This window comes from Angelakisella massiliensis (genome assembly GCF_900104675.1).
In the GTDB taxonomy this organism is placed as follows: Bacteria; Bacillota; Clostridia; order Oscillospirales; family Ruminococcaceae; genus Angelakisella; species Angelakisella massiliensis.
Genome location: NZ_LT629945.1, coordinates 499,089 through 515,719, shown reverse-complemented (window position 1 = coordinate 515,719; position 16,631 = coordinate 499,089). Strand labels below are relative to the sequence as shown.

The window sequence follows — 16,631 nt, the reverse complement described above, 5'->3', positions numbered from 1 at the left end:
GCGCTCCATGGGCTTTGGGATGATGGGATTTTTTGAGTATTTGTTTCCTCTGTTCTTTTTCCTTATTTTCTTTCTGACCATGGGAGTGGTTGTGGCTTCCCTGTTTCGCAGTGTCCGGCAGTGGAAACGCAATAACGCTTCTCCTGTGCTGACGGTAGAGGCCCAGGTGGTATCCCGGCGGACCAATTATCACAGAGGGAGCAAAAACCACATGGGACATACCACTTACTATGTCACTTTTCAGGTGGAAAGCGGAGACCGGATGGAGCTGTGCCTTTCCGGCGAGGAGTATGGAATGCTGGTTGAGGGAGATCGGGGAAGCCTGACCTTCCAGGGAACAAGATATGTGGGATTTGAGCGGAAGTGACTCCTTCTGATGAAGCCTTTTCCCCCGATGGCCTTGGTTGCGCCGCCGGGGGATTTATGTTACAATAAGCAAAAATACCGCTCCCGTATGAATTTGCCCATTGGTGAGAGAGCGGAAAAGGAGCGGGTTGTTGTGAAAATCCAGGAATCAGCCGAAAATTATCTGGAAGCGATTCTGGTGTTGAGTAATCAGAACGGAACGGTTCGTTCCATTGATATTGCTGCCTATCTCCAATTCAGCAAACCCAGTGTAAGCCGCGCCATGAGCTTGCTGCGTCAAAACGGTTATGCCGAAATGGATAAGGACGGTTTGATTACCCTCACCCCAAAGGGGTTGGAGATCGCGGAGCGGGTGTACGAACGGCATCGGCTGTTATCTACCTGGCTGGTGTCACTGGGAGTTTCTCCTGACACAGCAGCAGAGGATGCCTGCCGGATGGAGCATGTGATCAGCCGGGAATCCTTTGACAAAATAAAGGAGCATGTAGCCCGCTATCAGAGCGGCGGCGAGGCATAAAAGGAAAGTGCCTGTATGATCTGAAAGACAGATAAATGAAAAAGGGCGTTCCCGGCAGGGAACGCCCTTTGAGCGTGTCGAAAAAGTTTGGCACACGCAGAGGGATATGCGCGAAGTCATGAAAACAAGCGTGTTTTTCACCGGTTAAGCATCCATACCCCAAAGTTCAGATAGGCGGCAAAGGTCAGCCACAGCAAGTAGGGAATTTGCAGCCACGCGGCAGGTGGGTCCAGCTGATAAAAACAGCGGATCATACTCAGCGCCAGTACCCACAACAGCAGCAGCCAGATCAGCGCCAGCCCGAATTTTTGCCAGTTGAAGAAAATGGGGCTCCACAAAAAGTTTACGCCCAGCTGAAGCACAAACAGCCGCAGACATTTCCTTCGCTGCTCAGATGGTGCGGTGAGGGAAATGCGGGCAGCGCTGATTCCCATGAGGGCGAAAAGAATTGCCCACACGATGGGAAAAACGATACCCGGAGGGGAAAAAGGCGGCTTGACTACAGTTTGCTCATAGATGGCGGTTCCCTGACGGCTCAGCCATCCGGAAAGAGCGCCGGCTCCTTCCGCTGCCGCGATCCAGAACAGATAGGTTTTCCATTGATTTTTTTCCATCATGATCACCCCGAAATTAGGATATGCGGGGAAAAGGGGGCGCTATTCATGCTCAGTGCAGGTGAAAGCTGGAAATATCCCAGGCAATATCATCTGCGTTAAAACATCCATTTTGAGCGGCACTCTGCCTTGTTCAACGGCAGGAAGGGGAGTATAATGAAAAAAATATCAATGGATGATTTGAGGTTTTCTTTTTCCGGATTTCTTTCTGGCTGTCCCTTGTTTGCTGCGGGAGAAAACAACTCTGTTCCGGCAGTGGTGCAGAAGGCTGCTGCTTTTATCAAAGGGGAGATCTGGGGGAAAGGAAAAAGACAGCCGGAGGCTTTATCAGCAGCTTCCGGCACAAAAGAATATCAGGAAAAAGTCCATCCAATTTTCCGGACAGATGGAAACAATGTCAGAAAAAACAAGAAATGACTCAGGCTGCGGTGTGATTCAAAGAACGGCTGAGCAGTCTGTCAAAAGGAGGAACCGTCATGCTTGCATACACTTATTGTGGAAAAGGAGATTTTCGCCTCTTGGATAAGCCGCGCCCAACCATTCAGGACAGCCGTGACGCTGTTGTTCGGGTGACGCTTGCCAGCATTTGCACCAGCGACCTGCATATCAAGCATGGCTCTGTTCCCCGGGCGGTACCTGGGATCACCGTGGGGCATGAGATGGTGGGTATCGTGGAGCAAACAGGACCGGATGTTGCCACCGTGCAGCCTGGCGACCGGGTGACAGTGAATGTGGAAACCTTTTGCGGAGAATGCTTTTTCTGCCGCAACGGCTGGGTAAACAACTGCACTGACCCCAATGGCGGTTGGGCATTGGGATGCCGCATTGACGGCGGTCAGGCGGAATATGTCCGTGTCCCTTATGCGGACCAGGGCCTCAACCGGATTCCGGACCAGGTTACAGACAGCCAGGCCCTGTTTGTGGGAGATATTCTGGCCACCGGTTATTGGGGGGCGGAGATTTCCGAAATTTCCCCCATGGATACGGTGCTGATCATCGGCGCGGGTCCCACTGGTATTTGTACGCTTCAGTGTGTGCTGCTGAAAGGCCCCCGGCAGGTGATTGTCTGTGAACAGGACCCCCAGCGCCGGGAATTCATCAATCGCCTTTATCCTGGCGTATTCACAGTGGGCCCGGAAGAAGCGGTGAATTTTGTGCGGGAACACAGTGACCATGGAGGGGCGGATGTGGTGCTGGAGGCAGCGGGAGGCCCTTCCACCTTCCAGCTGGCTTGGCAATGCGCCCGTCCCAATGCCATTGTGACGGTGATCGCCCTGTATGACGAACCTCAGATACTGCCGCTGCCGGAGATGTATGGAAAAAATCTCATATTCAAAACCGGAGGAGTGGACGGCTGCAACTGCCCCCAGACACTGGAACTGATCGCCCAGGGGAAAATCGATACCACTCCGCTGATCACCCATACCTATCCCCTGAGAGAGATTGAGGCGGCGTATGATCTCTTTGAACATCGCAGGGAAGGCGTGATCAAGGTAGCCATCATCCCTTGAAGGAGAAAGAACGTATCTGCGCGGGAGCTTTTACTGAGGGGAGGAAGAAACTGTGTGCCGCCAAATAAAAGCAGAAGGCTATACGCTCACCTACTTCAGTGAGGGAGAAGCAAGAGATGCAGTTTACTGTCCCCTTTCTCCAGAGGAAGGGGAGGCTGTATGGGAGCTGCTTCCTTCCCCCCGTCCTGTTTTGGGAGCCGTGGGGGGATTGGACTGGAACAGGGATCTTTCTCCCTGGCCCGCTCCAGGGGCCTTTGGCAAAGGAACGGATTTTGCCGGTAAAGGCGGCGCCTTTTTAACGCTGCTCACAGAGGTGCTGATTCCCCAGGGAGAGAAAATGATGGATTTTCATCCCCGGCGCAGGGCGCTGGCGGGATATTCTCTGGCAGGATTGTTTGCCCTTTGGTCTCTTACTCAGACAAACTGTTTTCAGCTGGCGGCATCTATGTCCGGTTCTCTGTGGTATGATGGTTTTTTGCAGCTGCTGGAACGGGAGCCGCTGGTTTGTCCGCCCCAGAAAGTATATCTTTCTCTGGGCGAGAAAGAAAAACGGACCCGGAATCTTCGTTTGGCTCAGGTGGAGAATGCCACCCGCTCCGCCGCCGAGCTGCTGTCAAGGCAGGGGATTGCTGTAGAGCTGGAATTTTGGCCGGGAGGACATTTCCAAGACGTCCACCGGCGTATTGCCAGAGGAATTCAGAGAATAGTGGAGCACCCCCCTGCTTGTGATGGCCCAGCTTAAAGAAAAGTTGACTGGCAGCAGGTGAGGCCCCTGATTTAAAGGGAGACTTAAAGAGAGAACAGTATGGCGATTCTTTTGGGTGAGCGTGGTGGGGAACCCACCGGAAAATATGGATACATATTAAACCACTGTTTATAATTTTCCCGGACAGCCATACAGAGGATTTTTATCTGGCGGAAGCGGCTGACGGATTATGCTCATAAAAAGTGGTACTTTTTCAGTGGATGGAGCAGGTCATATGGTGCTCCGGTGCTGAATTTTTTCCTGACGCTTTAGATTTAACAGAAAAAGAGATGAGAAAGACAATGCTGCCGGCCACGATTGATGGCTGGCAGCATTGTTCTTTAAAAGAAGCTTTCAAAGCTTCCATGTTCCTGTTTAAAGGCGCCGCCAGCGTTGATTTGCTGGGGACACCTTTGCGGTTTGTTGCAATAAAGCAGTATGTTATTACAAGCTCAGCAGCGCACTTTTCCAACCAATCTCTTCACCAATCTGGCTGTTACCCCTTGTACTTGATCTCTGCCATCATTTTCTCGTACCGCAATTTCCTTTTTCCGCTGACGACACCCGCACATACTGGACAGCCGCGCTGCTGCTTACCGGTGCGGGAGTAAATCGCAGCTTTCCAGACATGACCTGCTGCGCAAATCCACCAAGCCTTTTTATGGGAACCGGCAGTGACCATCTGGGGTGTGAGAGAATCATTGAGAGAGGGATGCCATTGAGCCGCAATTTGAGGCTGACAGGTTGCCAAATCATTGAACCCTGGCAGCACTTTTTTTCCGGCACAATATGGGCAGCCGGAGTGTTTTGCTGTTCTGCTTTCCACGGTAGCTATATAATCATGGCCGAAAGGACATCGCCACCAGACATGAAGTTTGCAAAATGGGGCTACCATGGAGGGTAAAAGAGCGTTATTCTTTTCAGAATGCCATTCTTTGGCAATGTCCGGAAAATGGGAAGCCAAATCATTTTCTCCTGGTATGATGATTCTTCCGGCGCACACGGGGCACCCAGTGTCATTCAATACTCTGGACTGAACCGAAACACACCATTCGTGACCTTTTGAGCATTGCCACCAAACTTTGCGTTTGGAACCACAGGTTACAGAGTCAGGCATCAATTCTCCGTTTTTGGTTGGATGCCATTCTTTGGCCAAATGGGGATATAGGGTTGCCAAGTCGTTCGTACCAATTAACACTTTACGATTGGTACAGATAGGACAGCCGCTGCCTGTTACGCGGGACCGGATCTCTGCGATCCATTCGTGGCCTTTTGAGCATTGCCACCAAACCTTTTTCTCACTTCCGGGCAACACATCGCTGGGCATCAGCGGAATATTTTTGGTTGGATGCCATTCTTTGACCAAATCTGGATATCGGCTTGCCAAGTCATTTTCACCTGGACAAACTGCTTTATCTGAACAGTAGGGGCATCCGGTACCGCCGGAGGTGCGATTATTAACGGTTGCCTGCCAGCGATGGCCGTTTTCACATTTCCACCATACTTTTTTTGTGCTGCCATACGGGATGGAATCGGGGGATAATGGCGCGTTGGCTTCCCCATCCCATTGCAGAAGAAGCCAAAGAGTGTTTTGGCGGTGACAATATGCGGATAAGCTTTCTTTGATTTCATTTCCCCCCTCCCAGGGTATGTTCCCCGAATCATTTATCCCGCGTTATTGGGAATCCGGGACAATCATGCCGCAGCGCACCAGAAGGCGCCTGCTCATATCCAGATTGCAGGTAAGGAGGGTCAGATCCCATTGGCCTTCCTCCAGAAGGACGGCATCCTCAGCACCGATTTCCACCAGTTGGGTCACCCGGAAAAAGGTTTCAGTCTTATCCAGAGAGCGGTAGGTGATTTCATCTCCCGGAGCAAGCTGGTTCAGAGAGCCGAAGTGGGAACGATAATTGTGCCCCGCGATCACCAGTCGCTGGGGCTGGCTGCCCCCCAGCCCCTGATAAATGCAGGGGCTTACCTTCAGCAGATCCTCGGTGTATTGGCTCAGAACGGGCAGCTTCAGCCCCAGGCTGGGGATGGAGAGCACCCCGTCCACATCATAGCTGTCCCAAATGGTGGGTGAATCCTCCGGGGCTTCTGCCAGCACAGCCTGGTCGATGACCTGTTCCGGCTGTGCAGACCATTGTTCTACCTGGGCCAGCAATTGGGAGGCATTTCGTTCCGCGCGGTGCTCCACCAGCAGGTTGCGTCCAGCCAGGAGGGCGGCGGCGGTCAGTGCCGCCGCCCCCAGCAGGATAAAGATCAGACCCATCCGATGGCTTGTATCATGGGTCATCATGCTTCCTCCCTTTCCGGCGGCTCATCCATGTTCCGGTGGCCACCAGCGCTCCCCCCGCAGCTGCCAGCAGGAAGGGAAGCATCCAGTTCTGTCCTGTTTGTGGGAGGGAATCATCAGGGGTCGGTTCTTCTTGAGGCTTGGGATCCGGGGTTGACCCGCCGCCCCCGCCGCTGCCGCCGCGGTAGTTGTTAAAGCTGGCGGTTCGTTCCACGCCGGGCAGGATCTCTCCGTCAGCGCCGGAAGAGCTTACCCGGTAGCCGGAGTTGTCGCTTTCGGTGACGGTGTAGCGGGTTGTGCCGGGCAGACCGTCGATCTTCATCCGTTCGCCGTCCTTCAGCAGGAAGCTTTCGCCGCTGACAATCTCTCCGGTTTGGACCGTGCCGTCCTGAAGGTTTTTTCATAGGGGAAGGCTTGGGTCAGTTCTTCGTCCGCGCCATTTACAAACACAGGGGTGAAGGTGAAGTCTTTCCTGCGGTCACCGCGGCTTCCGGTGACGGTTTTGGTAACCAGCAGACGTCCCTCGCCGGTATTGGTGAGGGTGAATCCCTCCGCCGGCAGGTCAGAAGCGTCCGCCGATTCCGGATAGACCGTCACTTGGTAAACTTCTCCGTCCTCCGCTGTCAGAACCTCCCGGACCTCATAGGTGATATAGGCGCCGCTGTCGTCGTATTTGGGCAGGTCTTCAAAGGTATAGCGCCAGATGTTTTGACGATCGCCCAGCAAAAGATCCAAGAGACTGGGGGCATTCAGCTGGGCGGTTTCGACAGGATCTGTACCTCCGTTTGCGTACAGTTCCAGGGTGATTTGCTTCGGCCGGAGGCCAAAGGCGTCATCATTGTCCTGCCACACTTTGGTTACCGGGATATCCAGCGTACCCCGCAGCGTATTGGTAAAATCGTAATCCCCGCTGCTGCCGCTGGTTTCCTGGTAGTGGTCGCCGCCGGGGAGAGGATCAATGGCTTCCTCACGCACACGGTAGAGATACAGATTGCCTGTGCCGTCGGCAGATGGGAATCCCTCAATGATATAGGTCCACTGATCAGTATCGGTATTGGACCAGGTGAGGGTATATTCGCCTGCGGGCACTTCCTTCCAGTCATCCTCAGTGGGATTGTTCCACACGGTGGTGCGCTCCAGGGTCAGCTCCAGTTTAGAAGGCCGGGTGCTGTAAACGTTTCCATTGTCCTTCCAAGTTTTGGTGCCGGTCAGGCTGCCGGGGTTGATGTTCGCCACCAGCAGTTCAATCAAGCCGGCTGTGGAGGTGTCATTCTCGCCGTACTGAATGATGTAGTCATAGTCCGTGACCGGTTTGCCGTCGATTGCAGTTTCCGCCACCTTGAATTTATAGCGGCTGCCATCCGGTGCAAACCGGACAAGGCTGCTGTAGGTGATGGTCCAATCAGGTGCTGTGATGATCTTCTCGCCGCCGCCCTCAGATACAGGCACCTCGGTCCAGTCGTTTTCAGTGGGGTTGTCAGCGGTGGTATGGTAGAGTTTCACAGTAACCGGCTTTTTGTCTGCTTCAGCCACTCCCGGCCAGATCTTCTCCGCCTGTACGCTGGTGAGCAGCATATTGGTGAAGGTGGCGCCGCTTTGGGCAGAGCTGTAGCCGTTGACCGGCTCCTCGGTGACCGTGTAGGTATACTCCATACCGTCCTCATCGTATTTGGGCAGATTTGTAAAGGTATAGCTCCACTGGTTGCCGTCGGCGCCGAAAAGCTGCTGCAGCGCATTGGGGGCCTTGATTTCCACCGTCTTACCCGGCATTGGCTGCCCGTTTTGATACAAAGTGACCGTGATGGACTGGGGACGGGTCTTATCCGCATTGTCGCCGTCCACCCAGTTTTTGGTGACAGTGAGCGCAGTCTCCCCGTTAAGGGTGTTGGTAAGGGTGAACCCGCCGTTTTCCGATACCGGCCCGGTGGGGACATAGCTGCCCTTTCCGGAGATTTCCGAAATTGGTTCCTCCTCGACCCGGTAGGTGTAGACATTGCCCTGTGGGTCCGCCATGGGCAGGCCGGTGTAGGTCAGGGTCCAGGTACTGTCGCCATGATCGGTCCACTCAGGCTGTACTGCGGTAACCGCTTCCTCCCTGCCACCCGCTGGTGTGCGGTAGAGGGTAAGGGCCAAATCATTCGGGCGGGTGCCGTAGGCATCGCCATTGTCTTTCCAGACCTTGGTGATGGGAAGGTCCTTATAGCCGATGTTGAGCACCGTAGTCTTGGTGTGATCCGCCGCCCAGCTGTGGTAGGCGTCATAACGATTGGCCTGAGTGCCGATGGTTGCATAGCCCTCTTCATCAGGGACATCCACATCCGTGGTTCCGATCCTTGTTTCCAAAGCGTAGTAGTAATAAAGCTGATGGTTTTCGCTATACTTTGGCAGGTTGGCAAAGGACTTGATGGCAGGAGTTCTGCCGCTGAAGGTATGAGGATTGCCGCTTACGCTCACCAGCTCGCCCTGGCCGGTGCCGATCTTACTTTCATCGGTGGTGCGGTAGAGGGTAACGGTCGCATTGGGCGGATTCACACCCGCGTCCAGGGCCCAGACTTTCTGCACCTGATAGGTGGTCTTCTGGGTGTTGACAAACCTCCAGATGGTGTAGGTTTCACCACCATTTGAATAGTCTTCGGCAGCGCTGGTCTGGATATAGTTTCCGCCTTGACCGCCAGCCACCGTTTCCACAATGCGGTAGTTTGTGACACTGTTTTCGTCTGTCAGCCAGCTGCCCGGTATACGCAGGGGCAGATCCTCCCATACAGCCATCCAGCGATAGGGAGAAGCGGTCTCCGGATCCAGCTCATAGCTGGGATCATTTGCCGCAGGGGTGTCTGCTGTGCCGTTGAGAGCCACTGTTCCGGCAGGCGCGGATAGGTTCCTCCACTGGGTAGCGGAAACCTGATACTGCAGCTGGAAGGTGACGCCGGTGGTCAGGTTTTCGTCCCGGATCCACTCCTTGGAGGCATACAGTTTGGTGCTGTCCAGAGTGTTGACGGCGGCTGCAGGATTATTTTGCGGATAGGTCACGGTATAGGCGGTGTTGTAGTGGGCATCCGCCCCCAGGACAAACGACGATTGGTCGCCTTTTTCTGTGATATCCTGGATGGCGGCAGACACCTCCGGATCTGTGGTGTCCACCCAGTTGAGATCCGCCGAAAGTTCCCGGACCCGATAGGTGTAGGGATTTTCTTCCCCATCTTTCACAGGCAGCCCGGAGATACTCAAGTCTACGCGATGCTGGGAATTGTCACCGTAAAGGGTAACAATGAGGGGGGCGGGCTGGCCGTTTCTTGTATAGATATGTTCCCAGCTGTCAGACTGATCCGGGGAAACACTGCGCTGGATCAGCAGGCTGGTCTGCCAGGTATATCCGCCGGTACGGGTGGTAGCCGGGCGGGTATTGTAAGCGTTCTGGTGGTCGCCCACCCACTGCTTTGTTACAGTGAGTGCGGCCTCATCCAAGGTGTTGCAGAGGCTGCGGGTATAGGAGTGGTTATACTCTTTGGGGCCATCAGACAAGCCATCCGGATAGTAAACCGGCTCAAAGAAAGAGCCAGCCGGATAGGTGTATGTATATTTTTTGCCGTCATCAGATGGCTCCACACCAAAGGAAACAACAGGGGTCTTTGTACCGTCTTCTCCGATCCTGTTGATCTGTGTCTCCACCACCCGGTAGGTCAGCAGAACAATCTCCCCAGTGTGTTGGCCGCTGTTTTTGCGGATAGCCACCGGCAGCTTGGTGGGACCGTCGAACTCTACACCCCATACCGCCGCATCCCCCAAATGTCCCTCCAAGACCTGGCTGAAGGGTGGGGCAGAGCCTCCAAAAATGGCATTGTAGGCCTCTTGAGCGATGTTTCCATTTTTGGGGTCAAAGTAGTTGGAAGCAGTTTGCCAGCCATTATTTCCGCCGACAATGTCGTAGCTGTACACAGGCTTTCCGTTCTGGTCGGTTTCTCCTGTGGGTTCGCGGGTGTATTCTGCCACATCCAGCCGGAAGGTGACCTCCACAGGGTAGCCCAGGACATCCTCGGTGATGGGCTGGCCGTTTTTGTCCACCCAGTTCTTGGAATAGGTGACCGTGCGTTCCAGAGAGTTGACAAGTTCCGGCAGGGTGAGGGTAAGGGTACCGTCTTCCGGCACAGCGTTTTGAGCGGACAGCTCCACTCTGCCCTTTTCCACATCGTAGTTTGTCAGGTCGCCTGTGAGGGTTTCTTCCACCACATAGATCCAGGGCATACCATTGGGGGCGTACTTCTCCAGGACCTGGTCATCTGCCTGAGAAACGAAGGAGTAGTACCAGGTCGAATACAGGGTTTTGTTATCGGTGGTTGGGTCTTTCACCCCATCCTCATACCAGTCGCCCTGGAAGGTAGCGGTCACCGGCTCCAGATCGATGGCGTTGTTCTGCCCCGGCTGCGTTTTGGCGTAGCGGGACAGGGTAAGCGTAATGGCGCTGCCGCCTTTATCGCTTGACTGAGATGTGAAGTCTTCCGCCCGCAGCCCGAAATGATTGCCAAAATCCTTCCAGATCTTGGTGCCCTGAATTGCCGTAAGGGTTTGCTGGATTTCCGTACGCTGGTTGGCAAAGGTGGCGTAAATGGGGGCCTGCTGACCCTCTGGGAGGGCCTGCAGTGTGATGCCCGTCACCTGTGGCTCTGCCGGGGAACCTTCCGCTGTTGGGTCATGTTTGTTTGCATCCGTCATCACATTGGCCGCAGAGAGTTCCCCTGCCGCCGCCCAGGTGTCAAAGCCGGCCAGGTTATCCTTTACTTCTGTGACGGTATAGGTGTAACGGCTGCCGTTGGGAGCGTAGATCTCCTGGTCCCCGAAGGAAATGGTGCCGGTGACATAGCCATTCTGCTTTTGTTCATCCTCATCGGTCATGCTCTCCCAGGCCTTCTTGACATCCTGGGATTTCCAGGAGACGGTCCCCAGGATCTCAGGGGCGGAAACAGTGATTCCGTCATTTTTGATATAGGTCCGGCTCAGTTGGAAGGTCACTCCGGGAAAAACATACGCTCCATTTTCATCCTTGGGCAGATACAGGTGCTTTTTCACCGTAAAGGGGGTAAGGTTCTGTTTGGAAATATACTGGTTGATAAAGGAGAACCCGCTCCCGTCCTTTACAAACACCACTTCATCCGCGGGCGCTCCCTCACCGATGAACTGAACACTCTCACTGAGGGTATACTCATAGAGATTGCCATTGGTTTCATCGTACTTGGACAGAGGCTTCCAGTTTTGAGGATCTCCTTCAGGGTGGAAGGCAATCTGCTGTTGATCTCCCTCTCCGGTGATATGAACCACATTGCTCCCTTGATACTGAATGGTGAATTTGTACCGTCCCGAGGCCTGCAGCTTTTCCCAGTCCTCAGAGGTGATGGTGAGGGTGGCGATCTTTTCGTTTGTCACCACTCCGCGCAGTTTTTGCTGCACCGTAAAGGTGACGCCGGGAAGATCATTTTCACGATCGTAACCGGTGGGCAGACCGGTCCAGATCTTGTCTCCCTGAATGAGGGCTTCGCCGCTGAGGGCGTTGAGGAAGGTGCCCTCTTCCCGCAGCAGATATTTGCCGATATCCTGCTGGTTGCAGGCGCACTCTGCGGTAAGCTCGATCATCCAGCCGCTTTCCACGGCGGAGTTGTCCAGCGGCGCGTCAACGGTTCCGAGGGGTTCTGTTCCGGTTGCGCCATCGGCTGTTTTTTTGTACTGGGCCGGGAGATAATCAAAGTCGCTGGCGTTTACCGAGGTATGCTCGATGGCGTAGTAGGTATACTCATAGCCATCATCATCGTATTTGTCCAGGCCGCTGAATACGGCGTGCCAGTGCCATTTCTCATCGTAAAGACCATCAGGATCCTCTTCTTCCGATGCCACCGGCCGCCAGCGGTAGTTGGACCGGTAAAGGGTGAGCTTCTGCGCGGTATCCGGATTGGAGGTGTACCGGTAAAGATCCAGATAGAGGTCGGGACGGACACCCTGTTCATAGGCGTAGGCATCCTGCCACTGCTTGTGCCAGCTGATCTCTTTAGACCCCACCCGGGAATTGGTGACCGACATGGACTGGGTATCCCGGTCGTGATGCTCCTCTACAGAGTAATCTGTCTGCTTGATGGAGGTGGTGTACTCTTTCCAGACATCCAGCAGATTCTGCCATGCCTGTGTATGAGCGCTCTTTTCCGCCAGTTTTGTCAGAGAAACCTCCTGGCCGCTGCTGTCAACCCAGATTTCCGCTATGGTATAGTGGGCCACACGGCCTTCTGTGTCATACTTGGGCAGCCCAGAGAAGTAATACTCCGTATCATTTGCTCCATATTCCAAATCCCGCAGAATGGTAGAGAAATCCCCGCCATTCTCAGCATCCGGATCTCCGCCGTTGTCCCGCACGGGGATGTAGTCTCCCCCCAGGGAAATCTCGTCATAGCCTTCGGCGGCGCGGCGAATGTCATATTGGGCCAGCTGGTTGGCAAACTGCAGCCGCAGCACCAGCCGGGGGCGTTCGGTCTGGGGGATAGCCTCCAGGGCGTCCTCAATACGCTGGCCGTTGTTCCCGCCATCGTTCCAGTACTTGGTGGCTACGATGTTGATATGCCCCAGACGTCGGTTGGTTACCGTGTAGCAGGAGGCGCCTGCCAGTTCCTCTTTTTCAGAGTAGGTGACCTCATAGATATGATTAGTTCCTTCCGCGTAGTGGGATGACTGGCTGTTTTCCAGACGGGCGGCATAGTCCAATTCTTTCCCGCCTATTTTTTCTTCCACCAGGAAAACTTCATCAGGTGTATAACTGCCAATCCCCACCTCTTTCAGCCAGATCCCACTTTCCAGGGTGACTTCGCTGATTCTCAGAGGCTTTTGGGTCTCAGGGTCGGTTTGGGTTCTGTGATAAACGCCGATGGTGACCGATTCCCGATGGAGGGAGTCTCCATCGTCGATCCAGGACTTGCGCACCAGGATCTGGTTGCCCTCGCCGGGGCCGTTGGTGAGCACGGTAGTGTAATTTCCATCCTCGTCCTTAGTGGTTTGGGATTGAGGAATGCGGCCGGAGTCTTCGTCCACCTTTTCCAGCAGCACATACTCATAGAGCCGCCCGCTGCTGTCATACTGGGGCAGATCACGAAGATCCGCTGCCCAAATATGACCGATGTCGCTGCCATCTTCGGGGGTCCCGTTTTCCCCCTCCTGCACCGTGAAGGAGCCGAAGCCGTCTATGGTCACAGTGGTGGGGGTACCGTCCGCGGTTCCGTCCATGGTAAACTCACACAGAGGTTTGCCTACCGTCCCATCCGCGCCCATTACATAGAGCTGGAGGGTAATCTCTTGGGGATTGAGGCTCTGATGCCATCTTTTTTCCACATGGTAAGTAATGGTGTTGGCAATGGAGTTTTCCAGCCGGGTCACCCAGCTGCCATCTTCCTCCTGGCAGACGGTACTTTCGCTGCGGTAAAGGATTTTCCGGCCCCCCTGCTGCAGCGTAAAGACGCCGTTTTTCAGCAGGTTTTCTCCATAGACGCCATCTGCGTTCTTTTGGTAAACACCAGACTCCACCCAGCGGTATTCCATTTCCCGGCCAAAGGGACCGTATTTGGAAGCAGACCGGGTTTCACTGCGTTCCACCAGATCTTCCGCAGTAAAGTTCTCCATTTCGATCTGTATGGGTTTTCCGTCGCTGTCCAGCACCGTTTCCCATCCGTTTTCCGGGTCGTCGGTGCTTTCTCCTTTTGGACGGACCTGCAGGGTAAACTCCACCCGCACGTCATTGAGCTGAGCTTGGAATGCCGCTGCTTCCCAGCTCTTGACAGCGGTGGCGTTGGTGGTTCCCTTGCGCCGGTTGGAAAGGGTGCCGCTATCGTATACAAAGGTATTGTCATTTCCACGGGAAGCTGTGGTACGGATCGTTTCTTCCGGCAGCTCGGTTTCAGTTGGTGGTACCTGGTCGGTATAGGTTACGGTGCCGGTTGCGTCGTCCTTCTTTACATCGCCGAACACCTGCTCGTAGTTTCCGGCGTTTTCGCCTTCCAGATATTCCCGAACCACATAGATATACCGGTAACCTTCCGAGTCGTACTTGGGCAGGGGATCAGATTCTCCGCCATCGTTATTGCTTAGCTGGGAGAAATCAATATCCATTTGATCTTCGTCTGTAGACACGGCCATTTCCAGAATCTTTCCATTCTTGTCCCGCACCGGGGCAGCACTGGTATAAGGCTGTCCCTCTCGGTAACGCCACAACTGAAAAACACTGTTACCAGGGCGGTTTTCCCGATCTCCGCCGTCCAGCCAGACTTTCTGGGCAGAAAACTCGGTTGTACCAGAAAGAGTAAAATAGATGTGGCCGCCATCATGTACCTTGTCTGTCACACTTCCGTGGCTGGTGCCGGTGTTGTCGTAGGTAACGGAATACCACTCGTCCTCGGACAAACTGGGCAGTTCCGTATGGTCCAGCTTTTCATCGTGCCCCTCATAAGGTTCCACCGTATAAGAAATCAGGGTGTTGTCAATGTTGTATTTGGGAATGTCGATGATGGAAAAAACAGCGTGATTGGGATGTTCTCCCGAATCCGGGGTAATCACTACCTGATCCACCTGAGACAGATCATCCAAGCGGATTGTCTGCGGTTTGGCACCGGCCACTACCGCAAGATTCAGGCATTCAAGTATAGCGTTGGAAATTCCAGCCTGGCCGCCTTCTTCTCCCCGGGAACCCCAGCGGACGGTGATATCAAAACTATAGGTATCCAGGAGCATATAGTACCAGCCGGTTTCGCTGACGGTAGGGTACTCATCCTTGTTCTCTTCGGTCACTTCCAGCAGCATATAGTTTGGGATATCCTCTGCAGGAACCACCCGCCATTGGTAATACCGGGTGGTTTTGTCACCGAAGATATCGGTGGTGGTAACCTGAGTGGGCAGCGTTTTGGCAGGTACCGACCACATCCCGGAGGACTGCCCCATGGTATCGGAAACCGTTACCACCGGAAGCTGCTCCATGTTCATGGCATCCAGCTGCGCTTGTGTGGGTACAGCCCAATCCTGGCTCAACGGATTGCCGTCTTGGTCCGTTTCTCTGAACTGCAGCACGGGGTCAGGATATGCGGCTGGACGGAACTGCCGTTCATAGCCGTCACACCAGAAAAATTTGCCGCTCAGTGCACTTTCCCAGGCTTCCGTCTCGATATCTCCCGCAGCCCGGAGGGAAAGGCTGGCGGTCCCGGCCGTCTCCCCGGCAAAGGTTTCGCCTGCAAAGGGAATGGAGGTAAGGCGGGCGTCCAGGCGCATCTGGACGGTTTCGCTCAATGGGCCTGCCTGTGCCGGACCGGCAAAGGCAAAGGTCATGATGGCAGGCTCCGGCCGCTTAACCGTTACCGCGCCGCCATAGACGGTCAGGGAAAGCTCCGCCGGAGACAGAGATTCACCTTCTGCGGCTGTACGTTCTACCGTAAAGGACAAGACTTCTCCGGACAGAGAAAGTCCGGTAACAGTAACGTTTTCCTTTTCATGAAAGCCGGATAAAAATGCGGCGGGTGTGCCGTTGAGAGTGATCTGCTGGAGAGTCTCGTCCCAGACAGGCTCCCCTTCCACAAAAGCAAAAGGCTGGGGCAGGGTAAGGGCGATGTCCATCACCTGGCTCTGAGCCGGAAGAGGATCTTCGCTTTCAGCAGGATTCAGGGAGACCGTAAAGTGCATATCCTGAGGATCATCCTGCGTCCACAGGACTTCTTCCTCTTCAGAATCTGCCTCCAGGGTCCAGTGGCAGCTGCCCTCCGCCACCAGGAAGAGAGGCTCCCCTGTGAAAGAGTAGCCGGCAGTTTCACTTTGATCCCCGGAAAAAGTCACCGAAACATCCGCTTCAGTTACTTCAACCGCCGATCCCGGTACGAGTGGGGCAAAACGGACCAATTCCGACAGCTCCGGAGAAGCGGCGGAAAGAGAAAAGCAAAGCTCTGCACCTCCATCATCCAGATGGCGCAGGTCAATATTCTGAGGGAGCGGCTGCTGAAGGGCAGCTGCTTCGGCCTCATCCAAATAAATTGTTATTGCGGCAGCAGTATCTTCACCGGGATTTTCCAGAGAAGCTTCCAGGTGTATGCTGTTTTCATCTGCAAGCCAGAGGATAAGGAGGAAAGGCGCCAGGTCCTCCTCAGGCGGCAAAGAGGCGCCGATACTGATTCCGTCCCCCCGCCCGGCAGCACCCATACCACCGCCGGTATTGCCGGAAATGTAGCCTTCATTGCTGCTTTCGTGATCTTTTTTTTCATCAGTGACAACATGATTGCCGGTAATCCCATCACCATCTGCATAGTCATCGTTCTCATCAACAGAAACGTAGGGAAGATGATTGCTGTCACTTTCTATAAATGCTGTGGAGAAATCATATGTAATGCCTTCTGCCAGCGCAGTAACCCCGCTGGAAGTGACCATCATTATCGCGGCCAGCAAAGTTGCCAGCAATCGCTTGAAATTTCTCATGATCCTCACCGTCCCTTCTTGTTTGAAAGCCTCTTTGCCGATATCATTTATCATCTGTGCCCGCAGTATAGTGGCAGTTCGAATTTGGGGGAGAAACAAAGCCCGTTTA

Annotated in this window: 10 protein-coding genes and 1 pseudogene; 4 read left to right on the top strand and 7 right to left on the bottom strand. The window is 54.3% G+C overall.

The annotated features are described in order from the left end of the window. Positions 1-7 precede the first annotated feature (7 nt). Together BQ5383_RS07665 and BQ5383_RS07660 are read left to right on the top strand one after the other, a co-directional pair. Complete coding sequence (locus tag BQ5383_RS07665; protein WP_076944461.1) at positions 8-367, top strand: DUF2500 domain-containing protein; 360 nt, start codon at positions 8-10, stop codon at positions 365-367. A gap of 132 nt (positions 368-499) precedes the next feature. Continuing rightward, positions 500-883 (top strand): metal-dependent transcriptional regulator, encoded by a 384-nt coding sequence (locus BQ5383_RS07660; RefSeq protein WP_071434945.1) that lies wholly within the window; start codon positions 500-502, stop codon positions 881-883. Positions 884-1,020: 137 nt separating this feature from the next. Here the strand turns inward: BQ5383_RS07660 and BQ5383_RS07655 are convergent, their stop codons facing one another. Further along, on the bottom strand, positions 1,021-1,500 hold the full coding sequence (locus tag BQ5383_RS07655; RefSeq protein WP_235821957.1) for a TspO/MBR family protein: 480 nt from the start codon (positions 1,498-1,500) through the stop codon (positions 1,021-1,023). A gap of 473 nt (positions 1,501-1,973) precedes the next feature. On the opposite strand from BQ5383_RS07655, the gene BQ5383_RS07645 reads away from it, so the two are divergent. Continuing rightward, on the top strand, positions 1,974-3,008 hold the full coding sequence (locus tag BQ5383_RS07645) for an alcohol dehydrogenase (protein ID WP_071430872.1): 1,035 nt from the start codon (positions 1,974-1,976) through the stop codon (positions 3,006-3,008). A gap of 52 nt (positions 3,009-3,060) precedes the next feature. Continuing rightward, positions 3,061-3,750, top strand: coding sequence for an alpha/beta hydrolase (locus tag BQ5383_RS07640; RefSeq protein ID WP_071430870.1), 690 nt, complete (start codon positions 3,061-3,063; stop codon positions 3,748-3,750). Positions 3,751-3,967: 217 nt separating this feature from the next. Here BQ5383_RS07640 and BQ5383_RS20700 read toward each other — a convergent pair whose 3' ends face one another. The 6 genes and pseudogenes from BQ5383_RS20700 to BQ5383_RS07620 all read right to left on the bottom strand — a co-directional run bounded on the left by BQ5383_RS20700 (position 3,968) and on the right by BQ5383_RS07620 (position 16,522). Beyond that, on the bottom strand, positions 3,968-4,225 hold the full coding sequence (locus BQ5383_RS20700; protein ID WP_139193385.1) for a hypothetical protein: 258 nt from the start codon (positions 4,223-4,225) through the stop codon (positions 3,968-3,970). 24 nt (positions 4,226-4,249) lie between these two features. Further along, complete coding sequence (locus BQ5383_RS07635; protein ID WP_235821956.1) at positions 4,250-5,140, bottom strand: zinc-ribbon domain-containing protein; 891 nt, start codon at positions 5,138-5,140, stop codon at positions 4,250-4,252. Between the two features lie 87 nt (positions 5,141-5,227). Further along, a pseudogene (locus BQ5383_RS21535) lies at positions 5,228-5,281 on the bottom strand (zinc-ribbon domain-containing protein); the annotation flags it as partial. 147 nt (positions 5,282-5,428) lie between these two features. Continuing rightward, entirely contained in the window at positions 5,429-6,049 is a 621-nt protein-coding gene (locus BQ5383_RS07630; RefSeq protein ID WP_071430866.1) for a sortase, read from the bottom strand. Continuing rightward, entirely contained in the window at positions 6,039-6,389 is a 351-nt protein-coding gene (locus BQ5383_RS07625; RefSeq protein ID WP_420835670.1) for a DUF7601 domain-containing protein, read from the bottom strand. The genes BQ5383_RS07630 and BQ5383_RS07625 overlap by 11 nt, the downstream gene beginning before the upstream one ends. Further along, positions 6,386-16,522 carry a Cna B-type domain-containing protein gene (locus BQ5383_RS07620; RefSeq protein WP_071430863.1) on the bottom strand — a complete coding sequence of 3,379 codons (10,137 nt, stop codon included), beginning with the start codon at positions 16,520-16,522 and terminating at the stop codon, positions 6,386-6,388. The genes BQ5383_RS07625 and BQ5383_RS07620 overlap by 4 nt, the downstream gene beginning before the upstream one ends. Positions 16,523-16,631: the final 109 nt, after the last annotated feature.

Bases quoted from the DNA above. Each gene is read 5' to 3' on its own strand.
- BQ5383_RS07620 (WP_071430863.1), bottom strand. From the start codon at position 16,522: ATGAGAAATTTCAAGCGATTGCTGGCAACTTTGCTGGCCGCGATAATG.
- BQ5383_RS07665 (WP_076944461.1), top strand. From the start codon at position 8: ATGGGCTTTGGGATGATGGGATTTTTTGAGTATTTGTTTCCTCTGTTC.
- BQ5383_RS07645 (WP_071430872.1), top strand. From the start codon at position 1,974: ATGCTTGCATACACTTATTGTGGAAAAGGAGATTTTCGCCTCTTGGAT.
- BQ5383_RS07630 (WP_071430866.1), bottom strand. From the start codon at position 6,049: ATGACCCATGATACAAGCCATCGGATGGGTCTGATCTTTATCCTGCTG.
- BQ5383_RS07655 (WP_235821957.1), bottom strand. From the start codon at position 1,500: ATGATGGAAAAAAATCAATGGAAAACCTATCTGTTCTGGATCGCGGCA.